This is a genomic window from Mesorhizobium sp. WSM4871, assembly GCF_055811295.1.
This window is the reverse complement of record NZ_JBVVPU010000001.1, coordinates 25743-46790: the sequence shown is the minus strand read 5'-3', so window position 1 is coordinate 46790 and position 21048 is coordinate 25743. Positions and strand designations below refer to the sequence as shown.

At 63.1% G+C, this 21048-nt stretch carries 22 protein-coding genes; 10 read left to right on the top strand and 12 right to left on the bottom strand.

All coding sequences use genetic code 11. The features are described 5' to 3' along the window. Nucleotides 1-4 precede the first annotated feature (4 nt). The 5 genes from AC0L2H_RS00250 to AC0L2H_RS00230 all read right to left on the bottom strand — a co-directional run bounded on the left by AC0L2H_RS00250 (nt 5) and on the right by AC0L2H_RS00230 (nt 4773). Complete coding sequence (locus AC0L2H_RS00250) at nt 5-1315, bottom strand: hemolysin family protein (RefSeq protein ID WP_473588318.1); 1311 nt, start codon at nt 1313-1315, stop codon at nt 5-7. Between the two features lie 67 nt (nt 1316-1382). Next, nucleotides 1383-2090 carry an LssY C-terminal domain-containing protein gene (locus tag AC0L2H_RS00245; protein WP_473588317.1) on the bottom strand — a complete coding sequence of 236 codons (708 nt, stop codon included), beginning with the start codon at nt 2088-2090 and terminating at the stop codon, nt 1383-1385. A gap of 88 nt (nt 2091-2178) precedes the next feature. Then, entirely contained in the window at nt 2179-2985 is an 807-nt protein-coding gene (locus AC0L2H_RS00240) for an extensin-like domain-containing protein (protein ID WP_473588316.1), read from the bottom strand. A gap of 99 nt (nt 2986-3084) precedes the next feature. Then, the gene (locus AC0L2H_RS00235) at nt 3085-4059 is read right to left on the bottom strand and encodes an extensin-like domain-containing protein (RefSeq protein WP_473588315.1); all 975 of its coding nucleotides are present in this window, start codon (nt 4057-4059) and stop codon (nt 3085-3087) included. Nucleotides 4060-4347: 288 nt separating this feature from the next. Then, complete coding sequence (locus AC0L2H_RS00230; protein WP_107649816.1) at nt 4348-4773, bottom strand: DUF3775 domain-containing protein; 426 nt, start codon at nt 4771-4773, stop codon at nt 4348-4350. A gap of 230 nt (nt 4774-5003) precedes the next feature. On the opposite strand from AC0L2H_RS00230, the gene AC0L2H_RS00225 reads away from it, so the two are divergent. Both AC0L2H_RS00225 and greA read left to right on the top strand, forming a co-directional pair. Further along, nucleotides 5004-5534, top strand: a complete 531-nt coding sequence (locus AC0L2H_RS00225; RefSeq protein WP_473588314.1) for a tetratricopeptide repeat protein — start codon at nt 5004-5006, stop codon at nt 5532-5534. Between the two features lie 260 nt (nt 5535-5794). Next, nucleotides 5795-6268, top strand: coding sequence for a transcription elongation factor GreA (greA, locus tag AC0L2H_RS00220; protein ID WP_008877613.1), 474 nt, complete (start codon nt 5795-5797; stop codon nt 6266-6268). Between the two features lie 139 nt (nt 6269-6407). Here greA and waaC read toward each other — a convergent pair whose 3' ends face one another. Genes waaC through rfaD form a run of 3 tightly spaced genes read right to left on the bottom strand, consistent with a single transcriptional unit; the run spans nt 6408 to nt 9309 of the window. Further along, the gene (gene waaC, locus AC0L2H_RS00215) at nt 6408-7382 is read right to left on the bottom strand and encodes a lipopolysaccharide heptosyltransferase I (protein WP_473588313.1); all 975 of its coding nucleotides are present in this window, start codon (nt 7380-7382) and stop codon (nt 6408-6410) included. Further along, nucleotides 7379-8386, bottom strand: a complete 1008-nt coding sequence (gene waaF, locus AC0L2H_RS00210; protein WP_473588312.1) for a lipopolysaccharide heptosyltransferase II — start codon at nt 8384-8386, stop codon at nt 7379-7381. The genes waaC and waaF overlap by 4 nt, the downstream gene beginning before the upstream one ends. Further along, on the bottom strand, nt 8359-9309 hold the full coding sequence (rfaD, locus tag AC0L2H_RS00205; protein WP_473588311.1) for an ADP-glyceromanno-heptose 6-epimerase: 951 nt from the start codon (nt 9307-9309) through the stop codon (nt 8359-8361). The genes waaF and rfaD overlap by 28 nt, the downstream gene beginning before the upstream one ends. Nucleotides 9310-9451: 142 nt before the next feature. Between rfaD and AC0L2H_RS00200 the strand changes: the two genes are divergently transcribed. From AC0L2H_RS00200 to AC0L2H_RS00175, 6 genes are all read left to right on the top strand, one after another. Then, entirely contained in the window at nt 9452-9688 is a 237-nt protein-coding gene (locus AC0L2H_RS00200) for a type II toxin-antitoxin system Phd/YefM family antitoxin (RefSeq protein WP_473588310.1), read from the top strand. After that, nucleotides 9654-10094: a hypothetical protein gene (locus AC0L2H_RS00195; RefSeq protein WP_473588309.1), complete on the top strand. Its 441-nt coding sequence runs from the start codon at nt 9654-9656 to the stop codon at nt 10092-10094. The genes AC0L2H_RS00200 and AC0L2H_RS00195 overlap by 35 nt, the downstream gene beginning before the upstream one ends. Before the next feature lie 36 nt (nt 10095-10130). Then, nucleotides 10131-10763: a LysE family translocator gene (locus AC0L2H_RS00190; RefSeq protein WP_473588308.1), complete on the top strand. Its 633-nt coding sequence runs from the start codon at nt 10131-10133 to the stop codon at nt 10761-10763. 136 nt (nt 10764-10899) lie between these two features. Next, the gene (rfaE1, locus tag AC0L2H_RS00185; protein WP_473588307.1) at nt 10900-12384 is read left to right on the top strand and encodes a D-glycero-beta-D-manno-heptose-7-phosphate kinase; all 1485 of its coding nucleotides are present in this window, start codon (nt 10900-10902) and stop codon (nt 12382-12384) included. Between the two features lie 7 nt (nt 12385-12391). Next, a complete protein-coding gene (locus AC0L2H_RS00180; RefSeq protein ID WP_473588306.1) occupies nt 12392-12964 on the top strand; it encodes a D-sedoheptulose-7-phosphate isomerase in 573 nt (190 codons plus the stop codon). Between the two features lies 1 nt (nt 12965). Next, a complete protein-coding gene (locus AC0L2H_RS00175) occupies nt 12966-13604 on the top strand; it encodes an HAD-IIIA family hydrolase (protein WP_473588857.1) in 639 nt (212 codons plus the stop codon). An 85-nt stretch (nt 13605-13689) separates the two neighbouring features. On the opposite strand, the gene AC0L2H_RS00170 is transcribed toward AC0L2H_RS00175, so the two are convergent. Then, nucleotides 13690-14166, bottom strand: coding sequence for an Lrp/AsnC family transcriptional regulator (locus AC0L2H_RS00170; protein WP_008877604.1), 477 nt, complete (start codon nt 14164-14166; stop codon nt 13690-13692). Nucleotides 14167-14411: 245 nt separating this feature from the next. On the opposite strand from AC0L2H_RS00170, the gene trxB reads away from it, so the two are divergent. Both trxB and AC0L2H_RS00160 read left to right on the top strand, forming a co-directional pair. Next, the gene (trxB, locus tag AC0L2H_RS00165; RefSeq protein ID WP_473588305.1) at nt 14412-15386 is read left to right on the top strand and encodes a thioredoxin-disulfide reductase; all 975 of its coding nucleotides are present in this window, start codon (nt 14412-14414) and stop codon (nt 15384-15386) included. Nucleotides 15387-15500: 114 nt separating this feature from the next. Further along, complete coding sequence (locus AC0L2H_RS00160) at nt 15501-16397, top strand: LysR family transcriptional regulator (RefSeq protein ID WP_097572801.1); 897 nt, start codon at nt 15501-15503, stop codon at nt 16395-16397. A 73-nt stretch (nt 16398-16470) separates the two neighbouring features. Here the strand turns inward: AC0L2H_RS00160 and AC0L2H_RS00155 are convergent, their stop codons facing one another. From AC0L2H_RS00155 to AC0L2H_RS00145, 3 genes are all read right to left on the bottom strand, one after another. Further along, on the bottom strand, nt 16471-16968 hold the full coding sequence (locus AC0L2H_RS00155) for a methyltransferase family protein (RefSeq protein ID WP_473588304.1): 498 nt from the start codon (nt 16966-16968) through the stop codon (nt 16471-16473). Nucleotides 16969-17759: 791 nt separating this feature from the next. After that, nucleotides 17760-19811 carry an elongation factor G gene (locus AC0L2H_RS00150; protein ID WP_473588303.1) on the bottom strand — a complete coding sequence of 684 codons (2052 nt, stop codon included), beginning with the start codon at nt 19809-19811 and terminating at the stop codon, nt 17760-17762. Between the two features lie 229 nt (nt 19812-20040). Further along, nucleotides 20041-20907, bottom strand: a complete 867-nt coding sequence (locus tag AC0L2H_RS00145; protein ID WP_473588302.1) for an alpha/beta fold hydrolase — start codon at nt 20905-20907, stop codon at nt 20041-20043. Nucleotides 20908-21048 lie beyond the last annotated feature (141 nt).

The following is a 21048-nucleotide window of genomic DNA, read 5'->3' as shown; positions in this document are numbered from 1 at the left end:
AAAGTCACCGCACGACTTCGCGGTGGCCGCTTGGCAGGCGCGTGGCAATGAGCTTGTCGATGCGGCGGCCGTCGAGATCGACCACTTCGAAGCGCCAGCCTTGCGCGTCGACGCATTCGCCGGTCGCCGGCAGATGGTGCATGTGCGACAGCACATAGCCGGCGACGGTCTCGTAATCGCGGTTCTCCGGCAGGTCGATGCCAAGGACATCCGCCATCTCGTCAGCCTGCATGTAGCCGGCGAGCAGCCATGAGCCATCCTCGCGCTTGACGGCGTTTTCATCGTCGCCGGCGTCGAGATCCGCGCGGAAGACGCCGGTGATGGCTTCAAGTATGTCGGCGGGCGTGACGATGCCTTCGAAATGGCCGTATTCGTCGTGCACCAGCGCCATCGGCACGTCGGATTCCTTGAGTTTCGAAAGCACATCCAGCGCGTCGGCCTGATCATGAACGATGGGGGCGGCGCGCACATGCCTGCGCGGGTCGAGCGCGCGACCGCCAAGCATGGCAGCCAGCACGTCGCGGGTCTGGACGACGCCGATCATGGCGTCGACGCCGCCATCGCCGGCCGGAAGGCGCGAATGCTGGGTCTCCATCAACAGCCTGCGGATCGCAGCATCGTCGGACTGCAAATTGATCCAATCGACCTCGGTGCGCGGCGTCATCACCGCGCGCACGGCGCGGTCGCCGAGCCGCATGACGCCGGCGATCATACGCCGCTCGTCGGATTCGATGGTGCCGTGATGCTCAGCCTCGGCGACCAGCATCTTGATCTCTTCGTCGGTGACCTTCTCCTCGCTTTCGCCGCGCTGGCCAAGCAGCCACAGGATGGCGCGGCCGGAAATGTCGAGCAGGAAGACCAGGGGCGCGGCTACGGTGGCGAGGATGGTCATCGCCGGAGCGACCTTGGCGGCGACGCGTTCGGGATCGCGCAGCGCGATCTGCTTGGGCACAAGTTCGCCGACGATCAGCGAGAAGTAGGTGATAACGGCGACGACGATGCCGACGCCAAGCGGGTCGGCGACGCTTTCGCGGATGCCGGTCGACGCCAGGAACACGGACAGCCGTTCGCCGAGCGTGGCGCCTGAAACGGCGCCGGACAGAACGCCGACCAGGGTGATGCCGATCTGCACCGACGACAGGAATTTGCCTGGATTGGAGCCGAGCGCCAGGGCGCGGCCGGCACCTGTGACGTTGCGGTCGATCATCGCCTTGAGGCGGGCGGGCCGCGACGAGACGATGGCAAGTTCGGACATTGCCAGAAGGCCGTTCACGCAGATGAGGACGACCACGATAGCGATTTCAGCGTAAAGCATGAGGGGTCAATAGCATTGCGGCGTGGTTTTAGAAAAGCCTGTGTCCAATCTTCGCCGACGATCGCGCCTAGGGCAATTGCCTGAGCACGCCGATCACCGCCTTGCCGTCGGTGAAATAGGGATCGCCGCCGCCGTTGCGTCCGGTCCTGGTCGCGCCGATGCCAGGGATGTCGCTGGTCGAGATCAGCATGCCGGCGGCGGTAAGGTCGTGGATCAGGAAGTCGCGCTCGGCGTCGATGTCGGGACCGATATGGTGGGTGATCGCGCCGGTGTCGTGGCTAAGGCCGACGCCGCGGTCGAAGCTTGCTGAACCCAGCCACAGCGGCCGGCCATCGTCGCCGGTCGTATCGGTATGCCAGAAGCGGACGTGATGACGCCGGTCGGCGCTGTTGCCGACCGGTTTTTCGAAGGCCAGATCCTGGGCGCGGCCTTCGAACAGCAGACGGCTGACCGGCGCGTCGGGATAGGGACGGCCAAACAGCACGCTTTCGCCGATCTCGATCGCGGTCTTCAGCGTAATGGCGTCGGCGGTGTCCCAGCCGGCAACGGCGAAGGCGTGGACGAGTTCCTTTTCGGTGCCGACAAGGCCGACATTGATCGGGTCGCCCGGAATGCCTTGCGGCGTGTGCGTCACCATCTCGAAGCTGTGCGAGCGGAAGTTGCGGTCTCGAAACGTCCAGAACTCAGGCGCGGCGAAATAGGCGAAGGCGAGATAGAAGGCCAGGAACGCCACCAGCCAGGTCGTTGCACGTCGTTTAAGGCTTCGTTGGCCCATGATTGCCGCCCCAGCGATATGGCGTCACCTTACGCGGCGCAGCAGACCTTGGGCAGGGGCATCCATCCACTTTTGGGTCCGGCACGCCTTAGCGGCAGGCGCGGTAGCCGTTCCTGCGGTTCTTGATGTCGAAATGGAAATGGTTGCGGTGGTCGTAATTGTAGCCGGGGCCGAGCACGGTGGTGAAATACTGGCAGCCGTCGGCGCGCACATTGTTGAGGAAGCCGCGCGTTCGGAAGGCGAACAGTCCGGGTTTGCGCACATCGATATCGTCGCCATTGTTGAGCTCGATGCTCATGACGTCGAGGGCATTGCCCTTGCCGTGCTCGGACAAGACGCCTTCGCCGGCGATCCGGCGGCAGGAATAGCTCGAGCCCTGGTGGATAGTCTTGACGCCGGAGAAATAGCGCCAGCGCGCCGACGGGACGAGTTCGTGCTTCGTCCAGCCGGCGAATGTGGCGGCCATGTCGCAGGTCAGCGTCGCGGCCGGTTTCATCTGGATGCTGCCGATGGCGGAGACCTTGACCGGATAGTCGATGCCGCACTGGCCTTCATGGATGGGTGCCAGATCGGTATAGACGACGCCGAGACGCTGCAATTCCCTACGGCAGTCGGTCTCGCTGGCCGGCATCTGCTCAGGCTGTGACATCGGATCGTCCATGCGCGGGTAGGCGGCCGTCATCATCTCGGGATTGGAGGGGACAAGCCTCTGCATGCCGGAATATTGCGGCACGGCGGCCGTCTGCGAGCCGACATCGACGGCCGGCTGCAGCGACAGCACGCTGCCGGTATTGCAGGCCGAAACCGCGACAAGGGCAAGCCCGGCGACCGTCATCGCGGCACGTTTCGATTGGCGCGCGGCGGCGAAAAACACGGCGCGAAATGTCCCGGCCATCGGCGGAGTCCTGTTCCCAGATGTCAGGCATTTTAACGATCAAGGGTAAAGGAAAACTCAGCGGCGGCGTTCACGCCTGCGGCCGAATTGCGGCATCGCTCACTGACAGAACGTGCCGCCGTTGCGGCGCGGTTCCAGGTCGAGATGGAAATGCAGCGCATGGTCGGGATCGGCGCCCGGGCCAAGCACGGTCTTGAACGGCCCGCAGGCCGCCTTGCGCACGGCATTGAGGAATTTCGCGTCCTTCTCCGGCGGCGCCGGGCCAATTTCGATCTTCTTGCCGTCCGAAAGCGTGAAGCTTGATATGTCGAGCGCGTTGCCGAAGGCGTGTTCGGACAATTTTCCTCCGGCATGGCGCGGCCGGCAGACAAAGGCTGATGCCTGGCTGATCGATTTGAGGTCAGCGCCGAATTCCGCCTTGGCCGCCGGCTGGATGACATCGGCGGCAAAGCGCGCGGCCGCCTCGGCCATCTCGCAGTTGAGCTCGGTCTCCGGGCCGATGGCGATCGATGTCCCGAGCGTTTTCAGCGTGATCGGATAGGGGATCGAACAGCCGATTTCGAGATTGTGCTCAGGCTTGTGTTCCTCGAAGTCGACACCCATCGATTTCAGCCGCCGCCGACAGGCAAGCTCGTCGTCCGGCATTCTTTCCTCAGGCACGTCGGCCGAACGCGGATCGGGCAGCATTTTTTTGTCTTGCTTTTCTTGCGCCTCGGCCGGCTTCTCTGGTGGTTGCGGGGCGATGGTGGGCGGTTGTGCCTCGGGCTCCGCTTCAGCCGGCTTCTCGATCGGGCCCGGCTTTTCGGTTGGCTTTGGAGCGTTCGCCGGTGGCTCGGGTTCGTTTGTCGCGGGCCGGCCGGGCTTTGGCGTGTCGGCGGGGCGGGGCTCAGGTACCGGCACATTGGCCGGCGCGTCTTTTTGGGCAGGCTGTGTTTGATTGAGCACCGGGACAGGTGCGGTTTCAGGCAATTTCGGCGACTTGGCCAGGGCCGTACCGGCAAGCAGCGTTGCCACGGCCAAAGGCAGCGCTGCACTGCTCAATCCGGCCAATCTCAAAAGGGTCAGCGCCGCCATCCGTCCCTAACGGCGGGCGACCGGGGAAGTTGCCCGAAATGAGCGTGTGGGCCGATCACGATGAGTGACGGCAGCGTTAGAGACCGTTTGGAAATTCTGCTCCGGCGGCCATCTGATGGCGTTTTCTGCGCTTCCGGTGCTCACGGACCCAAATGTCCGCTGCGCTCCGGCCTTCGCCGGCCGAAGCACTCATAGGTGCCTTCGCCCTATGAAGGCTACGGCCGGCGTAGGCCGGTTCTCCGAAACCACCATCATATGACTCGCCAGAGCGAATTTCGAAACGGTCTCTTACGCACCGATGGCTTCCAGTCCTTCCTCCAGCCAGTCGGCGAGCAGCGGCATGCCGAGCAGATATTTGGCGGTGCGCTTGTTGGCGCGCTCGCGCGCGGCCGCCAACGCGTCCGCCCATTCGGAAGCGTCATAGTCGCCGCGGCCGACCCAGGCGAGTGCCACGAGTTCGGCCGCCTCGTCCACATTGAGGTCGTTGATCAGTTCGCGCAGTTCTTCCTCGGTGAGGTTTTCCGAGCTTTCCTCGGCCAGGCCGTCATGATGGTGGTTGTCGTGCGCCTGCCCGTCGAGTTCTATCTCGTGCTCGGCGCCGTCGGCATAATCTTCGTTGACGGCGGCGCTCAGCGCCTTTGCCTTGAGAATGAATAGGCGCACGGTATCGGGACCGATCGAAAGCTCCCACTCCTTTTCAAGGCGCTGCTGCACTGGCCTTTCTCCGCATGCTCCGTTTGCCGGATGATAGCGAATTTGCAGCGCGCGTCACGTCACGTTCGGCTTGCAGCCTTTATCTTTGGCAAATTCCGGCGGACCTGCGCGCATTCTGCTTGGATCGAAGATCGAAGAGCGGGCGGTTGAGTGTCGGTTTCTGGCATTTGCGGGATGAAACGGCTTTCGCCCGGCGTTAATGTGGCATTGTTCTTCTCAAGGAGGCTTCGATGCGCAGACGATTGCTGATCCAGGTTCTGGCGGTTGCCGCCCTGCCGCTGTTTGTGGCTCCGGCGTTTTCGGCCGGTGAAGGTGGTGGAGGTGGCCAGACCACGAAATGCAAGAAGGGTGAGGTTTGGGACAAGAAGAAGCAGAAATGTGCGCCGCCACAACAGAGTATGCTGGACGACGACAATATCTATGAGGCGGGCCACGACCTGGCGATGGCCGGGCGCTATGACGAGGCGATCGCCGTGCTCAGCCTGGCCGCCAACAAGCAGGATCCGCGCATCCTCAACTACCTCGGTTATTCGCATCGCCATTCCGGCCGCGTCATCGTCGGCCTCGGCTATTACGAGGAAGCGCTGCGCATCGATCCCGATTACACGCTGGTGCGCGAATATCTCGGCGAAGCGCATCTGCAGATCGGCGACCTCGCCGGCGCCCAGGAACAGCTCCGCGAGATCGAAAAGCGCACCGGCAAGGGATCGCGCGAATACGGCATGCTGTCCGAGCAGATCGACCATTTCATGAGGAGCTGATCTATCCCCGATACTCCTCAACCGGCCGCGAGCGATCACGGCCGGTTTTTGTCGTCTGCCGCTACGGCATTTCCAGAAAGGGCGGAGAATTTTTGAAAACCGACTTTTTGGACGTGAAAACCGCGCAAAGATTGCTATATCTTGGGAAATTGTGGTGAAACGGTTCCGTTAGCCCGAGGCTGCCGGACCGTTTTCTTTTTTACCCATCGACAAGGTTATCCCCGAAAATGCGGGGGTGGCGGCAGGAAAGGTCAGGCATCATGAACAAGGTCCCGATGACAGGCGAGGGGTTCGCGTCATTGAAGGAAGAACTGCGTTGGCGTCAGCAGGAAGAGCGCCCGCGCATCATCGAGGCGATCTCCGAAGCGCGCTCGCATGGCGACCTGTCCGAAAATGCCGAATACCACGCGGCGAAAGAGGCGCAGAGCCTCAATGAAGGCCGCGTCAACGAACTCGAGGACCTGATCGCGCGGGCCGAGGTGATCGACGTCACCAAGCTCAGCGGCGACAAGGTCAAGTTCGGCGCCACGGTTGTGCTGGTCGACGAGGACACGGAAGAGAAGAAGACCTACCAGATCGTCGGCGACCAGGAAGCGGACGTGAAGTCCGGCCGCATCTCGATCTCCTCGCCGATCGCGCGCGCGCTGATCGGCAAGGAAGTCGGCGACGCGATCGAAGTCAACGCGCCCGGCGGTGCAAGGGGATATGAGATCGTCCAGGTGCAGTTCATCTAGGGACTTTTGATAATTCTACTCTGGCGGCCGACTAGCGCAGCCTTCTGCGCTTTCGGTGCTCACGGACCCAAATGTCCGCTCCGCTCCGGTTCTCGAAGCCCACGCTATTCGACTCGCCAGAGCGAATTCTGAAAAGTCCCTACGTCGCGGCCTGCGATTTGAGCGACAGCAATCTCTCGGCTTTTGCCATTACTTCCGCCGGCGCAATGCGTCCGCCCGGCTGGGCCAGAAGCGTCGATGAGAACGGCCCGCGCGGGCCGGTCAGGCCGGGTTCGGTCGCCAGGAACACGGCGACGGTCGGCAGGCCGAAGGCGCTGGCCAGATGGGTGAGGCCGGTGTCGGCGCCGATCACCAGCGTTGACCGGCCGATCAGCGCGGCGATCTCGGCAAGCGGTGATTTCGGCACCAGTTCGGTCCGCGGAACGGCCTTGGCGATCGCTTCGGCGACCGCCTTTTCAGCCTGGTTCGACCAGGTGGTGATCGGTGTAATCCCTTTTTCGACCAAGAGCCGGGCGGTCTCGATCCAGTCGCCGACCGGCCATTTCTTGTCCTCGCGGCTGGTGCCATGCAGCAGGAAGGCGGTTTTGCCTTCGACGCGAGGCAGACCTCCGGCTGGCGGCGCTATGCCGGAATCGAGGTTGGAAAGATCAGGCTGGTAGCCGAGCGCCAGCCCGAACAGCCGCCTTGTGCGCTCTATGGCGTGCAGGTCGCGCGGCACGGCGTAGCGGCGATCATAAAACAGGGCGGCCTTCGGTTCGCGCGCGCTCGTCCGGTCGAAGCCGGCAACGGGCGCTGCTGCCTGTTTCGCCACCAGAGCCGATTTCAGCAGGCCTTGCGCATCGATGACGAGGTCATAGCGGCCGGCTCGCAAGGCGCGTCGCAAGCCCGCCGCCTCGCGCCAGGTGTCGCGGCCGAGCAAGTTCTTGCGCCAGCGCCGGATCGCCACTGTGTGAATGTTGCCGATCGCCGGGTGCAAGGCGACGATGCCGGCAAAAGCCTCTTCCACGCACCAGTCGAACGAGATTTCGGGCCGATTGCGGCGCGCATCCTCGACGGCCGGAAAGGTGTGGATGACATCGCCCATCGAGGACGTCTTGACGATCAGCACCTTCATGCGGCGGCCGGCATTTCCAGCAACCGGTCCGCCGCCGCCGTGACCCGTGCGACCTCAAGCGTCTTCAGGCAGTTGAGATGGCCGAGCGGGCAGACTTTCTTGTGGCACGGCGAACAGGACAGGCCGAGCCAGACAAGTTCGCGACGCTCGGTGAGCGGCGGCGTGTTGTCGGGCGAGGTCGAGCCGTAGACCGCGACGATCGGCGTGCCGACAGCGGCGGCGACATGCATCAGCCCGCTGTCGTTCGACACGGCGAGCCTGGCGGCTGATATCAGGTCGATGGCGTCTTCCAGCCGCGTCTTGCCGGCGAGATCGACAACGCCTGGCGCAAGCGCGGCGATTTCCGCCGTCACGCCGGCGTCGTTCTTCGAGCCGAACAGCGCGACCTTGAAACCTCTGCCCATGAAATCACGGGCAAGGCCGGCATAGTGTTCGCTCGGCCAGCGCTTGGCTGGACCGAATTCGGCGCCGGGCACCAGTGCTGCGAATTTCTTTGCTTCCAACCCGAATTGGGTCAGCAATGCCGCCTGGTTGGCTGCGTCGACGGTTAGCCTCGGAGCGCGGAATGTACCCCCCTGGGCTAGGTTGAAATAGGCCTGTGCCGTGCGCCGCTTCACGGCGTCGGGCAATGGCACGATGTCGGTCAGCAGGCCGTAGCGCATTTCGCGCAAGTTGCCGACACGGCGCGGAATGCGGGCAAAATACGGGATCAGCGCCGATTTCCAGCTTCCCGGCATGACATAGGCGATATCGTAGCGACCGCGCAGCAACCTGCCGAAGCGGTGGCGGATGCGGAACTCCAGCGCGCCGGATTTCAGCGGCAGGTCGATCTGCTGGCGTATCTCGGGCATGCGTGCGACCAGCGGTGCCGCCCATGCCGGCGCCAGCACGTCGATCGCGGCGTTCGGGTGAAGCTCTCTCAGCGCCGAAAACAGGCACTGCGCCATCACCATGTCGCCCACCCAGCGTGGGCCGATCACGAGGATCGTTGGGCTTTCAGCCATTCGACATAGTCTCTGACGCCGGTTTCCACTGTGCGAAATTGGCCGTTGTAGCCGGCTGCGCGCAACCGGGACATATCAGCTTGCGTGAAACTCTGGTAGCTGCCCTTGAGGTGGTCGGGGAAGTCGACGAATTCGATCTGTCCCTGGCCCAGCGTGTCGATCACCGTTTCGGCGATGGTGCGGAAAGGCTGGGCGCGGCCGGTGCCGCAATTGAAGATGCCGCTCGAGCCGCGCTTCCACAGCCACAGATTGACGTCGGCGACATCGCCGACATGGATGAAGTCGCGGCTCTGCTCGCCGGGGCCGTAACCGTCATAGGCGCCGAACAGCTTCGGGTTCTGGCCTTGCTCGACCTGGTTGAACAGATGGTAGGCGACCGAGGCCATCGCGCCCTTATGCGCCTCGCGCGGTCCGTAGACGTTGAAATAGCGCAGGCCTGCCACCTGCGAATGATCGGTATCGAAGACGGTGCGCCTGACATAGTCGTCGAACAGCTTCTTGGAATAGGCATAGACGTTGAGCGGCCGCTCAAGCTCCGGTTCCTCGCGAAACGCGGCGCCGCCGCCATAGACGGAGGCGGAGGAGGCGTAGAGGAAGGGCACGCGCAGCGCCAGGCAGGCATGCAGCAGCCGTTTCGAGAAGGTGTAGTTCACCTCCATCATGAACTTGCCGTTCCACTCCGTGGTGGTCGAGCAGGCGCCCTGGTGGAAGACGGCTTCGATGCGACCCAGGTCTCCCGCCTCCAGGCGGGCCAGGAAATCATCCTTGTCGAGATAGTCGGCGATCTGGAGATCGGCGAGGTTGGCGATCTTGCGGCCGTCGGTGAGATCGTCGACGACAAGAATGTCGCTAAGGCCTTCGGCGTTGAGCGCAGCGACGATATTGGAGCCGATCATGCCGGCGCCGCCTGTGACGATGATCATGAAGGCCTCTGGCTGCTTGCGATTCCGGTCCTTATAAGGGAGGCCAGCCGGGCTGTCGACAAAGCAGGCGATTGCTCTGTGTCGCCGTTCCTCGCTTGTCTATTTTGTCTGTTTTGTCTATTATGTACAAAACGGAGTGGCCATGAAACACTATCCATCGACCGATCTGAAACAGAATCTTGGAGATGTGCTTGCGGCTGCCAGCCAGCAGCCCGTCTCCATCACTCGTCACAACAAGCCTAGATATGTCCTGATGAGCATCGAGACCTACGAGGCTCAATTCGCCAATGATAGCCGCCGGGCCTACGCGGCTAAGGACGCCCCATCCGAACATGTCGAGATGCTTGAAGAATACGCTGCCGAGTTGGATCGTGATTAAACCCAATACCGCCGACGTCTGGCGATATCCGTATCTGTGGTATCGCCAACATGGAGGCGGCGAGACCGAAGGACGCAAGTCGCGACCGGTCGCCTTCGTGGCCGTCCTTCCGGGGAAAGCCGGCAGCACGAACCTCTTTATCCTAGCAATCACCTCCAAGCCGCCGGGCCGCGATCGCGTCGCTGTTGGCGTTCCGGAAATTGAACGTCACCGCGCCGGGCTTGACCCTATCCCCCTTTGGGTCATAGTCGACGAATATAACCACGATATCCTGGAATCTTCAGCCTACTTCGAACCCGGTTCGCGCATCGGCGCATTCAGTTCGTCATTCCACAAGAAAGTCATGTCGGCTTTTATTGCAGCTGTCCGTACAGGCCGGACCAAAGCCATCCCGCGCGCGGACTGAACCGCCTGCAACCGGAATCGCCGAGGAGCAAGGCAAATGCCGTCGACCGAACTGCTTATCGCCTTCTTCGCCACCACCGCGATTTTCGCCTATATTCCTGGTCCGGCCATGCTTTACGCCGCCGCGCAGACCATGGCGCGTGGGCGCTGGTCCGGGCTGACGGCGGCGTTCGGCATTCATCTTGGCGGCTATGTGCATGTCTTTGCGGCCGCTGCCGGGCTGTCCGTGCTGTTCCACGCCGTGCCGCCGCTCTACATGGCGGTCAAGCTCATCGGCGCGCTCTACCTGATCTGGCTCGGCGTCTCCCTGTTCCGCAAGCGGACGGACGGCGACGCGGCACTGCCCGCGATCGAGCAGAAATCGGCGCGCCGCGCCTTTTTCGAGAGCATCGCCGTCGAGGTGCTCAACCCCAAGACGGCGATCTTCTTCATGGCCTTCCTGCCGCAATTCATCGATGCATCGGCCGCACTCCCGATCTGGCTGCAATTCGTCGTGCTTGGAACCATCGTCAACCTGATGTTCTCTTCCGCCGATATCGTCTGTGTGTTCCTGGCGGGCGCCGTTCTCGGCCGCTTGCGGCGTTCGAGCCGCGCGCAGCGCCTGTTGCAGCGGGCCGGAGGCGCAGTGCTGGTCGGGCTCGGCGTGCACGTCGCCTTGCAGAAAAGTTGACAAAGCGCGCCGCCGTTGCGCTGGCGCGAATTGGGGTATATCGGCTTCGCCACAAAAGACCGGCCAGCCGGTTCATTTTCTCGGAGACTGGTTCCAAGAGCATTGAGATCGGCTTTTCCCGCGCGTTGCAAATGACATGATCAAGCACAATCCGCCTTCTCCCGAACCCTTACACCGCGCCATTTCGCGGTTCGGCGACGTCACCGTGCTGGTGGTCGGCGACTTCATCCTCGACCGTTTCGTCAACGGCGTGATCGAGCGGATTTCACCCGAAGCGCCGATCCCCGTGCTGCATGGGCGTGGCGAGATGCTGGCGATGGGCGGCGCCGGCAATGTCGTCTCCAACATCGTTTCGCTCGGCGCTGCCGCCATACCGGTTTCGGTGATCGGCGACGACCATGCGGGCAGCAATCTGATAGGCATGCTGGGAGAACTGGGCGTCGGGACCGATGGCCTCGCGCGGGACCACGAACGCATGACCTCGTCGAAAAGCCGCTTCAGCGCGCTCAACCAGCAGGTGCTGCGTTTCGACGAGGAGGAAATCAAGCCGTTGGGCGACGCGGAGCGAGCGATGCTGATCCGGCATTTCCGCGCAGCGCTTGCGCAAGCCGACATCGTCATCCTGTCGGATTACGGCAAGGGCATATTGCTCGATGGCGTCGCTGGCGAGCTGATCTCGATCTGCCGTGAGGCGGGCAAGCCGGTTCTGGTCGATCCGAAGGGGCGTGACTATGCGCGCTATGCCGGGGCGACGGCGATCACGCCCAATCGCAAGGAGCTCGGCGAAGCGGTCGGACGTGTGGTTTTCGCCGACGACGAGATCGTCGCTGCGGCGCGTGAGCTGATCTCGGCGCATGGCTTCGACTTCGTCGTCGCGACGCGCAGCGAGAAGGGCATGAGCGTCGTCGGGGCGGAAGATGCCCGGCACATCGCCACGCAGGCACGCGAAGTGTTCGACGTGTCCGGCGCCGGCGACACCGTCATCGCGACGTTTGCGTTGGCGCTTGCGGCAGGCGCCGACCGCGTCATGGCCGCTTCCCTCGCTAATGCGGCCGGCGGCGTGGTGGTGGGAAAGCGCGGTACCGCGCGGTTGACGGTCGAGGAACTGACCGGCGCGCTGTTTCGCTCGCACGGACCGGTCGCCCATCACAGCGCGATCCTCGATGCCGCCGCCGCCGCAAGGCTGGCGGCGACGTGGAAGAACGAGGGGCTTTCCGTTGGCTTCACCAATGGCTGCTTCGACATCCTTCATGCCGGCCATGTCAGTCTGTTGCACGCCGCGCGCAGCCAGTGCGACCGGCTGGTTCTGGGCCTCAACAGCGACGCCTCGGTGCGCCGGCTGAAGGGGCCGGGGCGTCCGGTCAACGATGAGCATGACCGCGCCTGCGTGCTGGCCGCGCTTGCCTCGGTCGATGCCGTCGTCGTCTTCGAGGAGGACACACCACTCGCCCTGATCGAGGCTTTGCTGCCCGACATATTGGTCAAGGGTGCGGACTATACCGTCGACACCGTGGTTGGCGCCGATGTGGTGCAGAAGGCCGGCGGGCGGGTGGTGCTGGTCGACCTCGTCGCCGGCAAGAGCACGACCGGCACCATCGGCAAATTGCGCGCCACCAACTGAGGGTTTCATGTCCGAACTGAACGATTATCTGGTCCGCTCGGCGGCCGCGATCAATGCGATGGTCGAGCGTGACCTCACCGGCGAGATGGAGCGGGCTGTGACCGCTGTCGTCGCCGCACTCTCGTCTGGGAAGGCGCTGCTGATCTGCGGCAATGGCGGCTCCGCCAGCGACGCCATCCACATTGCCGGCGAACTCGTCGGCCGTTTCCTGAAGGAGCGCAAGGCCTATAACGTCATCGCGCTGCCGGCCAATGCGGCGGTGCTGACCGCCTGGGGCAACGACTACGGCTTCGATACGGTGTTTTCGCGCCAGGTCGAGGCGCATGGCGCGGCGGGTGCCGTGCTGCTCGCCATCTCGACCAGCGGCAATTCACCGAGCATCCTGGCCGCCGCCGAACAGGCGCGCATGATGGACATGACGGTGATCAGTCTGACAGGCGATACCGGCGGCAAGCTCAAGCCGCTTTCCGACATCCTGCTCAACGTGCCTTCGACGTCGACGCCGATCATCCAGCAGGGGCATCTGTGCCTCTATCATCATCTGTGCGAAATGGTCGAAGCGCGGCTCAGCGATGGCTGACATGGGCGCGGCCGAGGCGTCGAGCCGCCACCCGCTCGAGGAACCGGGCCTATGGGTCGAGCGGATTGGCGACAGAATTTTTCCAGTCGGCAGGCCGGCACTCTTCCTCGACCGGGACGGCACCATCAATGTCGATACCGACTATCCCAGCGATCCGGCTGATATCGTCCTGCGCGAAGATATCGCGCCAGCGATCGCTGCCGCCAATAGGGCCGGAATTCCGATCGTCGTGGTGACCAACCAGTCCGGCATCGCGCGCGGCTATTTCGGCTGGGACGTTTTCGCTGCTGTCAACGCTCGCGTGCTCGACTTGCTGCGGGGCAGCAACGGGTTTGTCGATATGGTTGTCGCCTGCGCTTATCACGAGGCCGGCACAGGGGCGCTGGCGATCGCCGACCACCCGATGCGCAAGCCCAATCCAGGTATGCTGCTTGAGGCGGCAAAGCGCCTCGGCCTCGATCTCAAGCGCTCGCTCATCGTTGGCGACAAACTGGCGGATATGGAGGCGGGGCGGCGCGCTGGCCTGTCGCAAGGCTGGCTGGTCGACGGCGAGGCGTCCAGTCAAGGCGGATTCAGCACCATGCGCCTGCGCAATCGCGGCGACCTGGCCGGCCTGCTGGCGGCGGTCGAGGTGCTGTAGGCCGGTCTGGTCAGATAGAGTCAGGCTTTCACCATAGGTCATTGTTTTCTGGTGGTTTTGAGCGTTCTTGCTTTGGGCATTGCACTCAAGCCGGAAACGCCACCAGACCTTCATCCTTGACCCGGCGGATGGTCAGCGCGGTGCGCACCGTGTCGACATTCGGCGCCGAGGCCAGTTCCTCGATGACGAAGGTCTGGAAGGCGCCGAGGTCGCTTGCCACGCAATGCAGCAGGAAGTCGGATTCGCCCGACACCATCCAGGCGTCGCGCACGATCGGCCAACCGCGCGTGCGTTCGGCGAAGGTCTTGAGCTCGGCGTCGGCCTGGTGATGCAGGCCGATAAGGCAGAAGGCGACGACGTCCATGCCAAGCGCCGGCGCATTGAGCAGCGCGCGATAGCCGCGGATGATGCCGGCCTCTTCAAGCCGCCTGACGCGGCGCAGGCATGGCGGCGCCGAAATGCCGACGCGGCTGGACAGTTCGACATTGGTCATGCGCCCGTCCTGTTGAAGCTCGCGCAGGATCTTCCAGTCGATGGCGTCGAGATCGGCTTTGAGCGGCATGGATACCCTTCGGCGCTTCGCGCAAGAATCTTTCGTGATTTTGCAATTAAACGACTTACGCGTCTCGCTTCAATCGGCGATTTTCTGACAGTCACCGCGCAAGATGTTCATGGATCGCCTGTTGGCGCCGAAGCTTTCCGGGGACGAAGCGCAGCTCGTCTTGCTGGCGTCGTCCGCAACACCTAGATTAGGCGCGATATCGCTCCCTGTGCCGGATTGCGTCCGGTTGTTGTGAAAGCCCTGCCATGACTACCAAGCACGCACCCGTTCTCATCATCGGCTCCGGCCCGGCCGGCTATACGGCAGCGATCTACGCCGCCCGGGCCATGCTGAAGCCAATGCTGGTCGCCGGCCTGCAGCAGGGTGGCCAGTTGATGATCACCACCGATGTCGAAAATTATCCGGGCTTTGCCGATCCGATCCAGGGTCCGTGGCTGATGGAACAAATGCTGAAACAGGCCGAGCATGTCGGCACCGACATCATCAACGACATCATCACCGAGGTCGACCTCAATGTACGGCCGTTCCGCGCGAAGGGCGATTCCGGCACCCTTTATACCGCTGACGCCTTGATCATCGCCACCGGCGCGCAGGCGAAATGGCTGGGGATTCCGAGCGAACAGACCTTCATGGGCTTCGGTGTGTCGGCCTGCGCTACCTGCGACGGTTTCTTCTATCGCGGCAAGGATGTCGCGGTGATCGGCGGCGGCAATTCGGCGGTGGAGGAGGCGCTCTACCTTTCCAACCTGGTCAAGAGCGTGACGGTCATTCACCGGCGCAGCGATTTCCGCGCCGAGCGCATCCTGCGCGAGCGGCTGTTCAAGAAGGACAATGTCCGCGTCATCTGGGACACCATCGTCGACGAGATCACCGGCCAGCCCGGCAAGATGCCGCTGCCGCCGTCGGTCGAAGGGCTGACGCTGCGCAATGCGGCGACCGGCGAGGTGACGCATCTCAAGGTCGATGGCGTGTTCGTGGCGATCGGCCATGCGCCGGCGGTCGAGCTGTTCGCCGGCAAGCTGAAGCAGAAGCCGAATGGCTATCTGTGGACGGCGCCGGATTCGACCCGTACCGATGTGCCGGGCGTGTTCGCCGCCGGCGACGTGACCGACGACATCTACCGCCAGGCGGTGACCGCCGCAGGGCTTGGCTGCATGGCCGCGCTCGAGGCGGAAAAATATCTCGCCGGTATAGAGGTTCACCGCGAAGCCGCGGAGTAAAAGTTCAAGAGGCGGCTGAGAAAAGCCGTTCAAAAGCCTGATTTTACTTCCAAACGCTAAGAGCGGGGCAGACGCTAAGAACGGGCAGACGCCAAAGAAAGCACGAGGGGAATCATGGCGCTGGACTGGGACAAGCTGCGGGTGTTTCACGCTGCGGCGGAAGCTGGGTCGTTCACCCATGCGGCCGAGACCCTGCATTTGTCGCAATCGGCGATCTCGCGGCAGGTCAGTGCGCTTGAACATGACGTCGGCGTGCCGCTGTTCAACCGTCACGCCCGCGGCCTGGTGCTGACCGAGCAGGGCGAGATGCTGTTTCGCACGGCGCATGACGTGCTGATGAAGCTGGAGACGATCAAGTCGCGGCTGACCGAGACCAAGGACAGGCCTTCGGGTGTGCTCAGGGTGACGACCACGGTGGGGCTGGGCGCCGGCTGGCTGACCGAACGCGTGCAGGAATTCATCGAGCTCTATCCCGAGGTCAGCCTGCAGCTCATCCTGGCGAACGAGGAGCTCGACCTGACCATGCGCCAGGCCGATTGCGCCATCCGGCTGCGCCAGCCGCAGCAGCCGGACCTTATCCAACGCCGGCTTTTCACGGTGCATTTCCATCTCTACGCGGCACCGTCCTATATCAACAAATTTGGCAAGCCGGCGTCGATCTCCGAGCTGAAGAGCCATCGCATCGTCACCTTCGGCGTGCCGGTGCCGGCACATCTGTCGGAATTGAACTGGCTGGAGACGGTCGGTGATTTCGAAGGCGGGCAAAGGGTACCGACGCTGCAGATCAACGACATCTTGTCGATCAAGCGCGCGGTGCAGGGCGGCGCCGGCATCGCCATGCTTCCCGACTATGTCATCTCCAAGGATTCAGGCCTGGTGCAATTGCTGCCGGAGACCGAAGTGCCGTCCTTCGACACCTACTTCGCCTATCCCGATGCGATGAAGAACCAGGCGAAGCTGCATGTTTTTCGCGATTTCATTATTGCCAAGGCACGAAGCTGGTCGTTCTAAAGGCGTGTCGATGTTCAGGCGATGCCGACCTGATATAAATCTCAACGCACCCTGAATCGGCGCAACTCCCGGCTTACCCGCGCCACGGTGTCAGGCGGGGCAGCCAGCTGGGCACGGCGCGCCGGTAGGCCTCGTACTCGGCGCCGTAGCGGCGGGCCAGCGTCGGCTCCTCATGAAGCCTGGCGAATGAGACCATGGCGGCGGCGGCAATGACGGCGTAAGCGACGAGAGCCCAACTCGAAAACAGCAGTGCCTGGCCGAGGATTATCGACAGCACCGCCACATACATCGGATTGCGAACATGGCGGTAGATGCCGCCGACGACCAGTCTTTCGGTTGGCGCTACGGGGGCCGGCGTGCCCAGGCCCTCCAGGGCAAAACGGGCAAAAGCATGCAGCAGCAAGGCCGCGGCAGCGACGATCACGACCCAGCCGACCGGCACGAAGCCGGGCACGGTCGACCATGGCGGGCGATAACGGGCGGTCAGCAGCCAGGGCACCAGTCCCGCAACCACGCCGGGTGCTGCAATGAAGAACAGCGCGCTGCCGGCGATCGCCGAAGCTGTCCGCACGAATGCCTCCTTGCCGGATTGCCGTAAAAATGAACGCGGACTGCCCGATTCCACGTCATTCAGAGTTTTCCGCGTTTTCGGCGGGAATCAAGTCCGATTCGCTTCTCCCGCTGCCATTCTAGCTCGCGACACGTTACATTTCGACGATTCCGCTGGTCCTACGAGCCCCAGGAATGGGTTAAACCACAGCCTACCTCTTTTTGCATGCGAGTGTTGCAAAATAGATGCTTGTTTCTTGGGCATGATGAGCAGATATATAGTTCATCTCCTGGGCGCGTTCTCCTCCCATTAGCGCCCTCGAGTGTTCCCCTCTGGAGGTTAGCCTTAACAGGCACTTCCAATCAAACTCAGCCGGATCTTCGTTGATCCGGCTTTTTTGTTGCCCAAAATCTGCAGTGCTCCGAAAAACCGACCGAAATTGTCGCGTAACGGTGACATGTAACCCCAGGTAACATGTTGCAGACACCCGGTATCGGGTAAGCAGATCGTAGGACGCGGTGTGGTCGTGCGGGAGATGGGGGCATCACTCGGGCGATCCGGGCTCAGGCGGCTACCGCGTCCGAACCAATTCCACCGTCGACGCCATCAGGCGCTGGCGGCATGTGCGGCGGACCTGCCGTTTCGCCTCCCACGAAGACGGTCCGCAAGAGAGCGGCGTCCGGATCACCCGGACGCCGCTTTCTTATGCTCGGGTACGATTTGATGCCCGACACGCTTAATTTAAATCCTTGTTTTCATGCATGTCGTCATCGCAAAACCGCTGCACAGTTTTGCGCGACATGCATTAAGTGTCAGGCGGCCTTGCCGTTGGCATTCATCGCCTCATCGGCCAGGCGGCCGGTGAGTTCGGCCATATGGTCGAAGGCGGCGCGATAGCTGGCGACGCCCGCGGTAGCCGAACGCAGCTCGATGATCAGGTCGCCGATCTCTGCCTGCGGCATGGTCGCCTCGACAACGTCCCATCCCGGCCAATCGGGCCTCGCGTCATAGCCGAGGATCTGGCCGCGCCGTTGCGGGATGAGCGCAATGATCCTCGAAGTCGCATCGGAGGGCGTGACGATCTCGACTTTCATGATCGGCTCCAGAAGCACTGGCGAGCAGGCGGCCATGCCCTCCTTCATCGCCAGCTTCGCCGCCATCTGAAACGCCATGTCCGACGAATCCACCGCATGGTAGGAGCCGTCGGACAGGTTGACGGCGACATCGACCACGGGGAAGCCGAGCGGGCCCGACTTCAGATAGTCGCGCACGCCGGTCTCGACCGACTGGATATAGGTCTTCGGCACGACGCCGCCGGTGATGGTGTCGGTGAACTGAAAGCCGGAGCCGCGCGGCAGCGGCTTGATCTCGATCACCACGTCGCCGAACTGGCCATGGCCGCCCGACTGCTTCTTGTGGCGGCCGCGTTGCTGCGCCGATTTGCGGATCGTCTCGCGATAGGGCACGGCCGGCGTATGGCCCTCGACCGGGATCTGGTTCTTGCCTTCCAGCCGCTCGCGTACGACGCGCAGATGCATCTCGCCATGGCCCGACAGCACCGTCTCGGCCGAATCCTGATTGTGGCGCAGGCTGAGCGAGGGATCTTCCTCGGCAAGACGCTGGATGGCTGCCGACATCTTGACCTCATCCTTGCGTTCCTTCGGCCGCAGCGCGAACGCGAAGACCGGTTGCGGCGGCGTCAGCGCCACCAGCGGCCTGATGCCGCCCTTGGCCGAGCTCAGTGTCTGGCCGGTCTTGACGTCGTCCAACTTGCCGAGCGCCACCGTGTCGCCGGCCTTGGCCACGGTGAGCTTGGTCTGGTCCTTGCCGAGCATTCTGTAGATGCCGGACACTTTTGTCGTGTCGCCATTCGAGAGGTAAAGCTCGGAGGCGTCGGCGAGCTGTCCGGAGAGGATGCGCGAGACCGACAGCTTGCCGCCATGCGGGGTGTGGATGGTCTTCATCACCTGGACCACGGTGGCATTGCCATCGGGCGCGCCGAGACGCTTGCGGGTTGCCTCCATGTCGGGTGCGTCATGGCGGATCGTCTTCAACAGGCGCAGAACGCCATTGCCCTTCTCGGCGGTGCCGATCAGCACCGGCGTCACCGCGCCGGTGCGCAGGTCGGCGGCAAGGTCGTCGAAGATCGCGTCCTTCGGCGGCTCGATCTCTTCGAGAAGCTGTTCCATCAACTGGTCGTCATGGTCGGCGAGCGTCTCCAGCATGGAGAAGCGTGCCTCCAGTTCGCGTGCCTTGTCGTCACCCGGAATCTCGGCGACTTCGCTCTCGGCATATTCGCGATAGATGTAGGCGCGCTCCAGCGCGAGATCGATCGAGCCGATGACGACGCCGTTCTTGCGCAGCGGAATCTGGCGCAGCAGCAAAGGCATCGAGCTTGCCGGCTGCAGCATCTTCAGCGTGTCGCGCACGCCTGCTATCGCCTTGTCGACCTTGTTCAGGAACAGGATACGCGGCACGCCAAGATCGTCGAGTTTGCGCATGATGAGCTGCAGGGCAGGGATTTTCTTTTCGTCGGCTTCGGCGACGACCACGGCGATGTCGCAGGCGGCCAGCACCGGCTCGGCCTCGAAGGAGAATTCGATGGAGCCGGGACAATCGACGAAGGTGAGCTGCTCGCCCATGAATTCGGTGGTGGCGACGGTGGCCTCGACACTCATGGCGTGGGCGCGCGCCTCGGGCGAATGATCGGAAACGGTGCTTCCCGACGAAACGGGATTCTGGCGGGGAATGGCGCCCGTGCGGGCGAGTATTGCTTCGAGAAGTGTCGTCTTACCGCTTGCGAAGGGACCGACTATGGCAATGCATTTCGGTCCCGTGCGTCGTCCTCCGGCGCGAGTTCCCATGACTGACCTCCACTCAGGCGTTTCCCTGGGAGCGGCGGCCGGCCTGTCGACCGTCGCGGGCGGGGCTTTTTTAGTTCGCCACCTACCCGAGCGCATCGTCCCACGGGTTAGCCGGGAGGGCAAGGGATTTGAGGGAAGGGGGTTTGAGGAAGAGGGATTTGAGGGAGGACTCGACGCGTCCTGACCCTGCATCCGCGGATGCAGGCGGCTAAAGTGCTTCGGCGAGAAATCAGCCGGCCTTCGTCCGGCGCGGCGCCAGCGTGGTCTCGTCCGCGCCCCGCATCGCCACTGTCTCGACAAAGCGCGCCAGCAGCGGATTGAACAGGTCCGGACGCTCCCAGAAAGGAGCATGCCCGGCGCCGGGGACAACGTGGCAATGCTCCCACAGCGAAGCGTAGGCCAAGGTTTCGAAATAGCCGAGGCGGACGAACGGGTCGTTCTCGCCGTTGACGATCGCGACTGGAAATGCGGCCTGCTCGACCACCTGCTTCTGGTCGGCGCCTTTGCCGGTGAACATGCCGCGCGTCATAGCAGCGCGCAACCGGCCGTCGGTGCGCAGGATGGTCTGGCGGAACGATGGATCGGCAGTGTCGCCGAAGCATAGCGTTTCGAAGCGCTCGGCATCGCGTTCGGAGTAGGTCTTCTTGGACGCCAGCAGCATGTCCCAATGGGCATGGAAGCCACGCAGCATGCCGAACGGCCCTTTCGATACCGGTGGCGCGCCGGTCAGCATCAGCCCGGCGACCGCCTGGTGAAAACTCGCGAGCTCGATGGCGACATGCCCGCCAAGCGACCAGCCGAAGACGACGGCGCGGCCGATCCCCATGATGTCGAGGAGCTGAGCCGCCGATTGGGCAAGGCCGGAAATCGTATAGGCGTTTGCCGGATCGCGGGCGTCGGACGATTCGCCATGGCCGGGCAGATCGAAGGCGATCAAGCGGTGGGCCACAGCCAGGGGGCTGTCGAACTGGCGGGCGAACACGGCCCGCGAACTGCCCGAGCCATGGATCAACACAATGGGAAGGCCGGAGCCCGACGACTGGCTGAGGCGCAAATCCGCTTGCTCGGTGCGGACCGTCCGTTGGGAAACGACCATGCTGGATTAGACCCTCAGATTGCCCGATGGCCAACATCGCATCCCACAGTCACTATCTTGTTTAGGTTTGTGGTTAAGAAAGGATTTCTCCGCGGCAACAGGGTATGATGAACGAATCCACGGCTTGAGCGACATGCATCC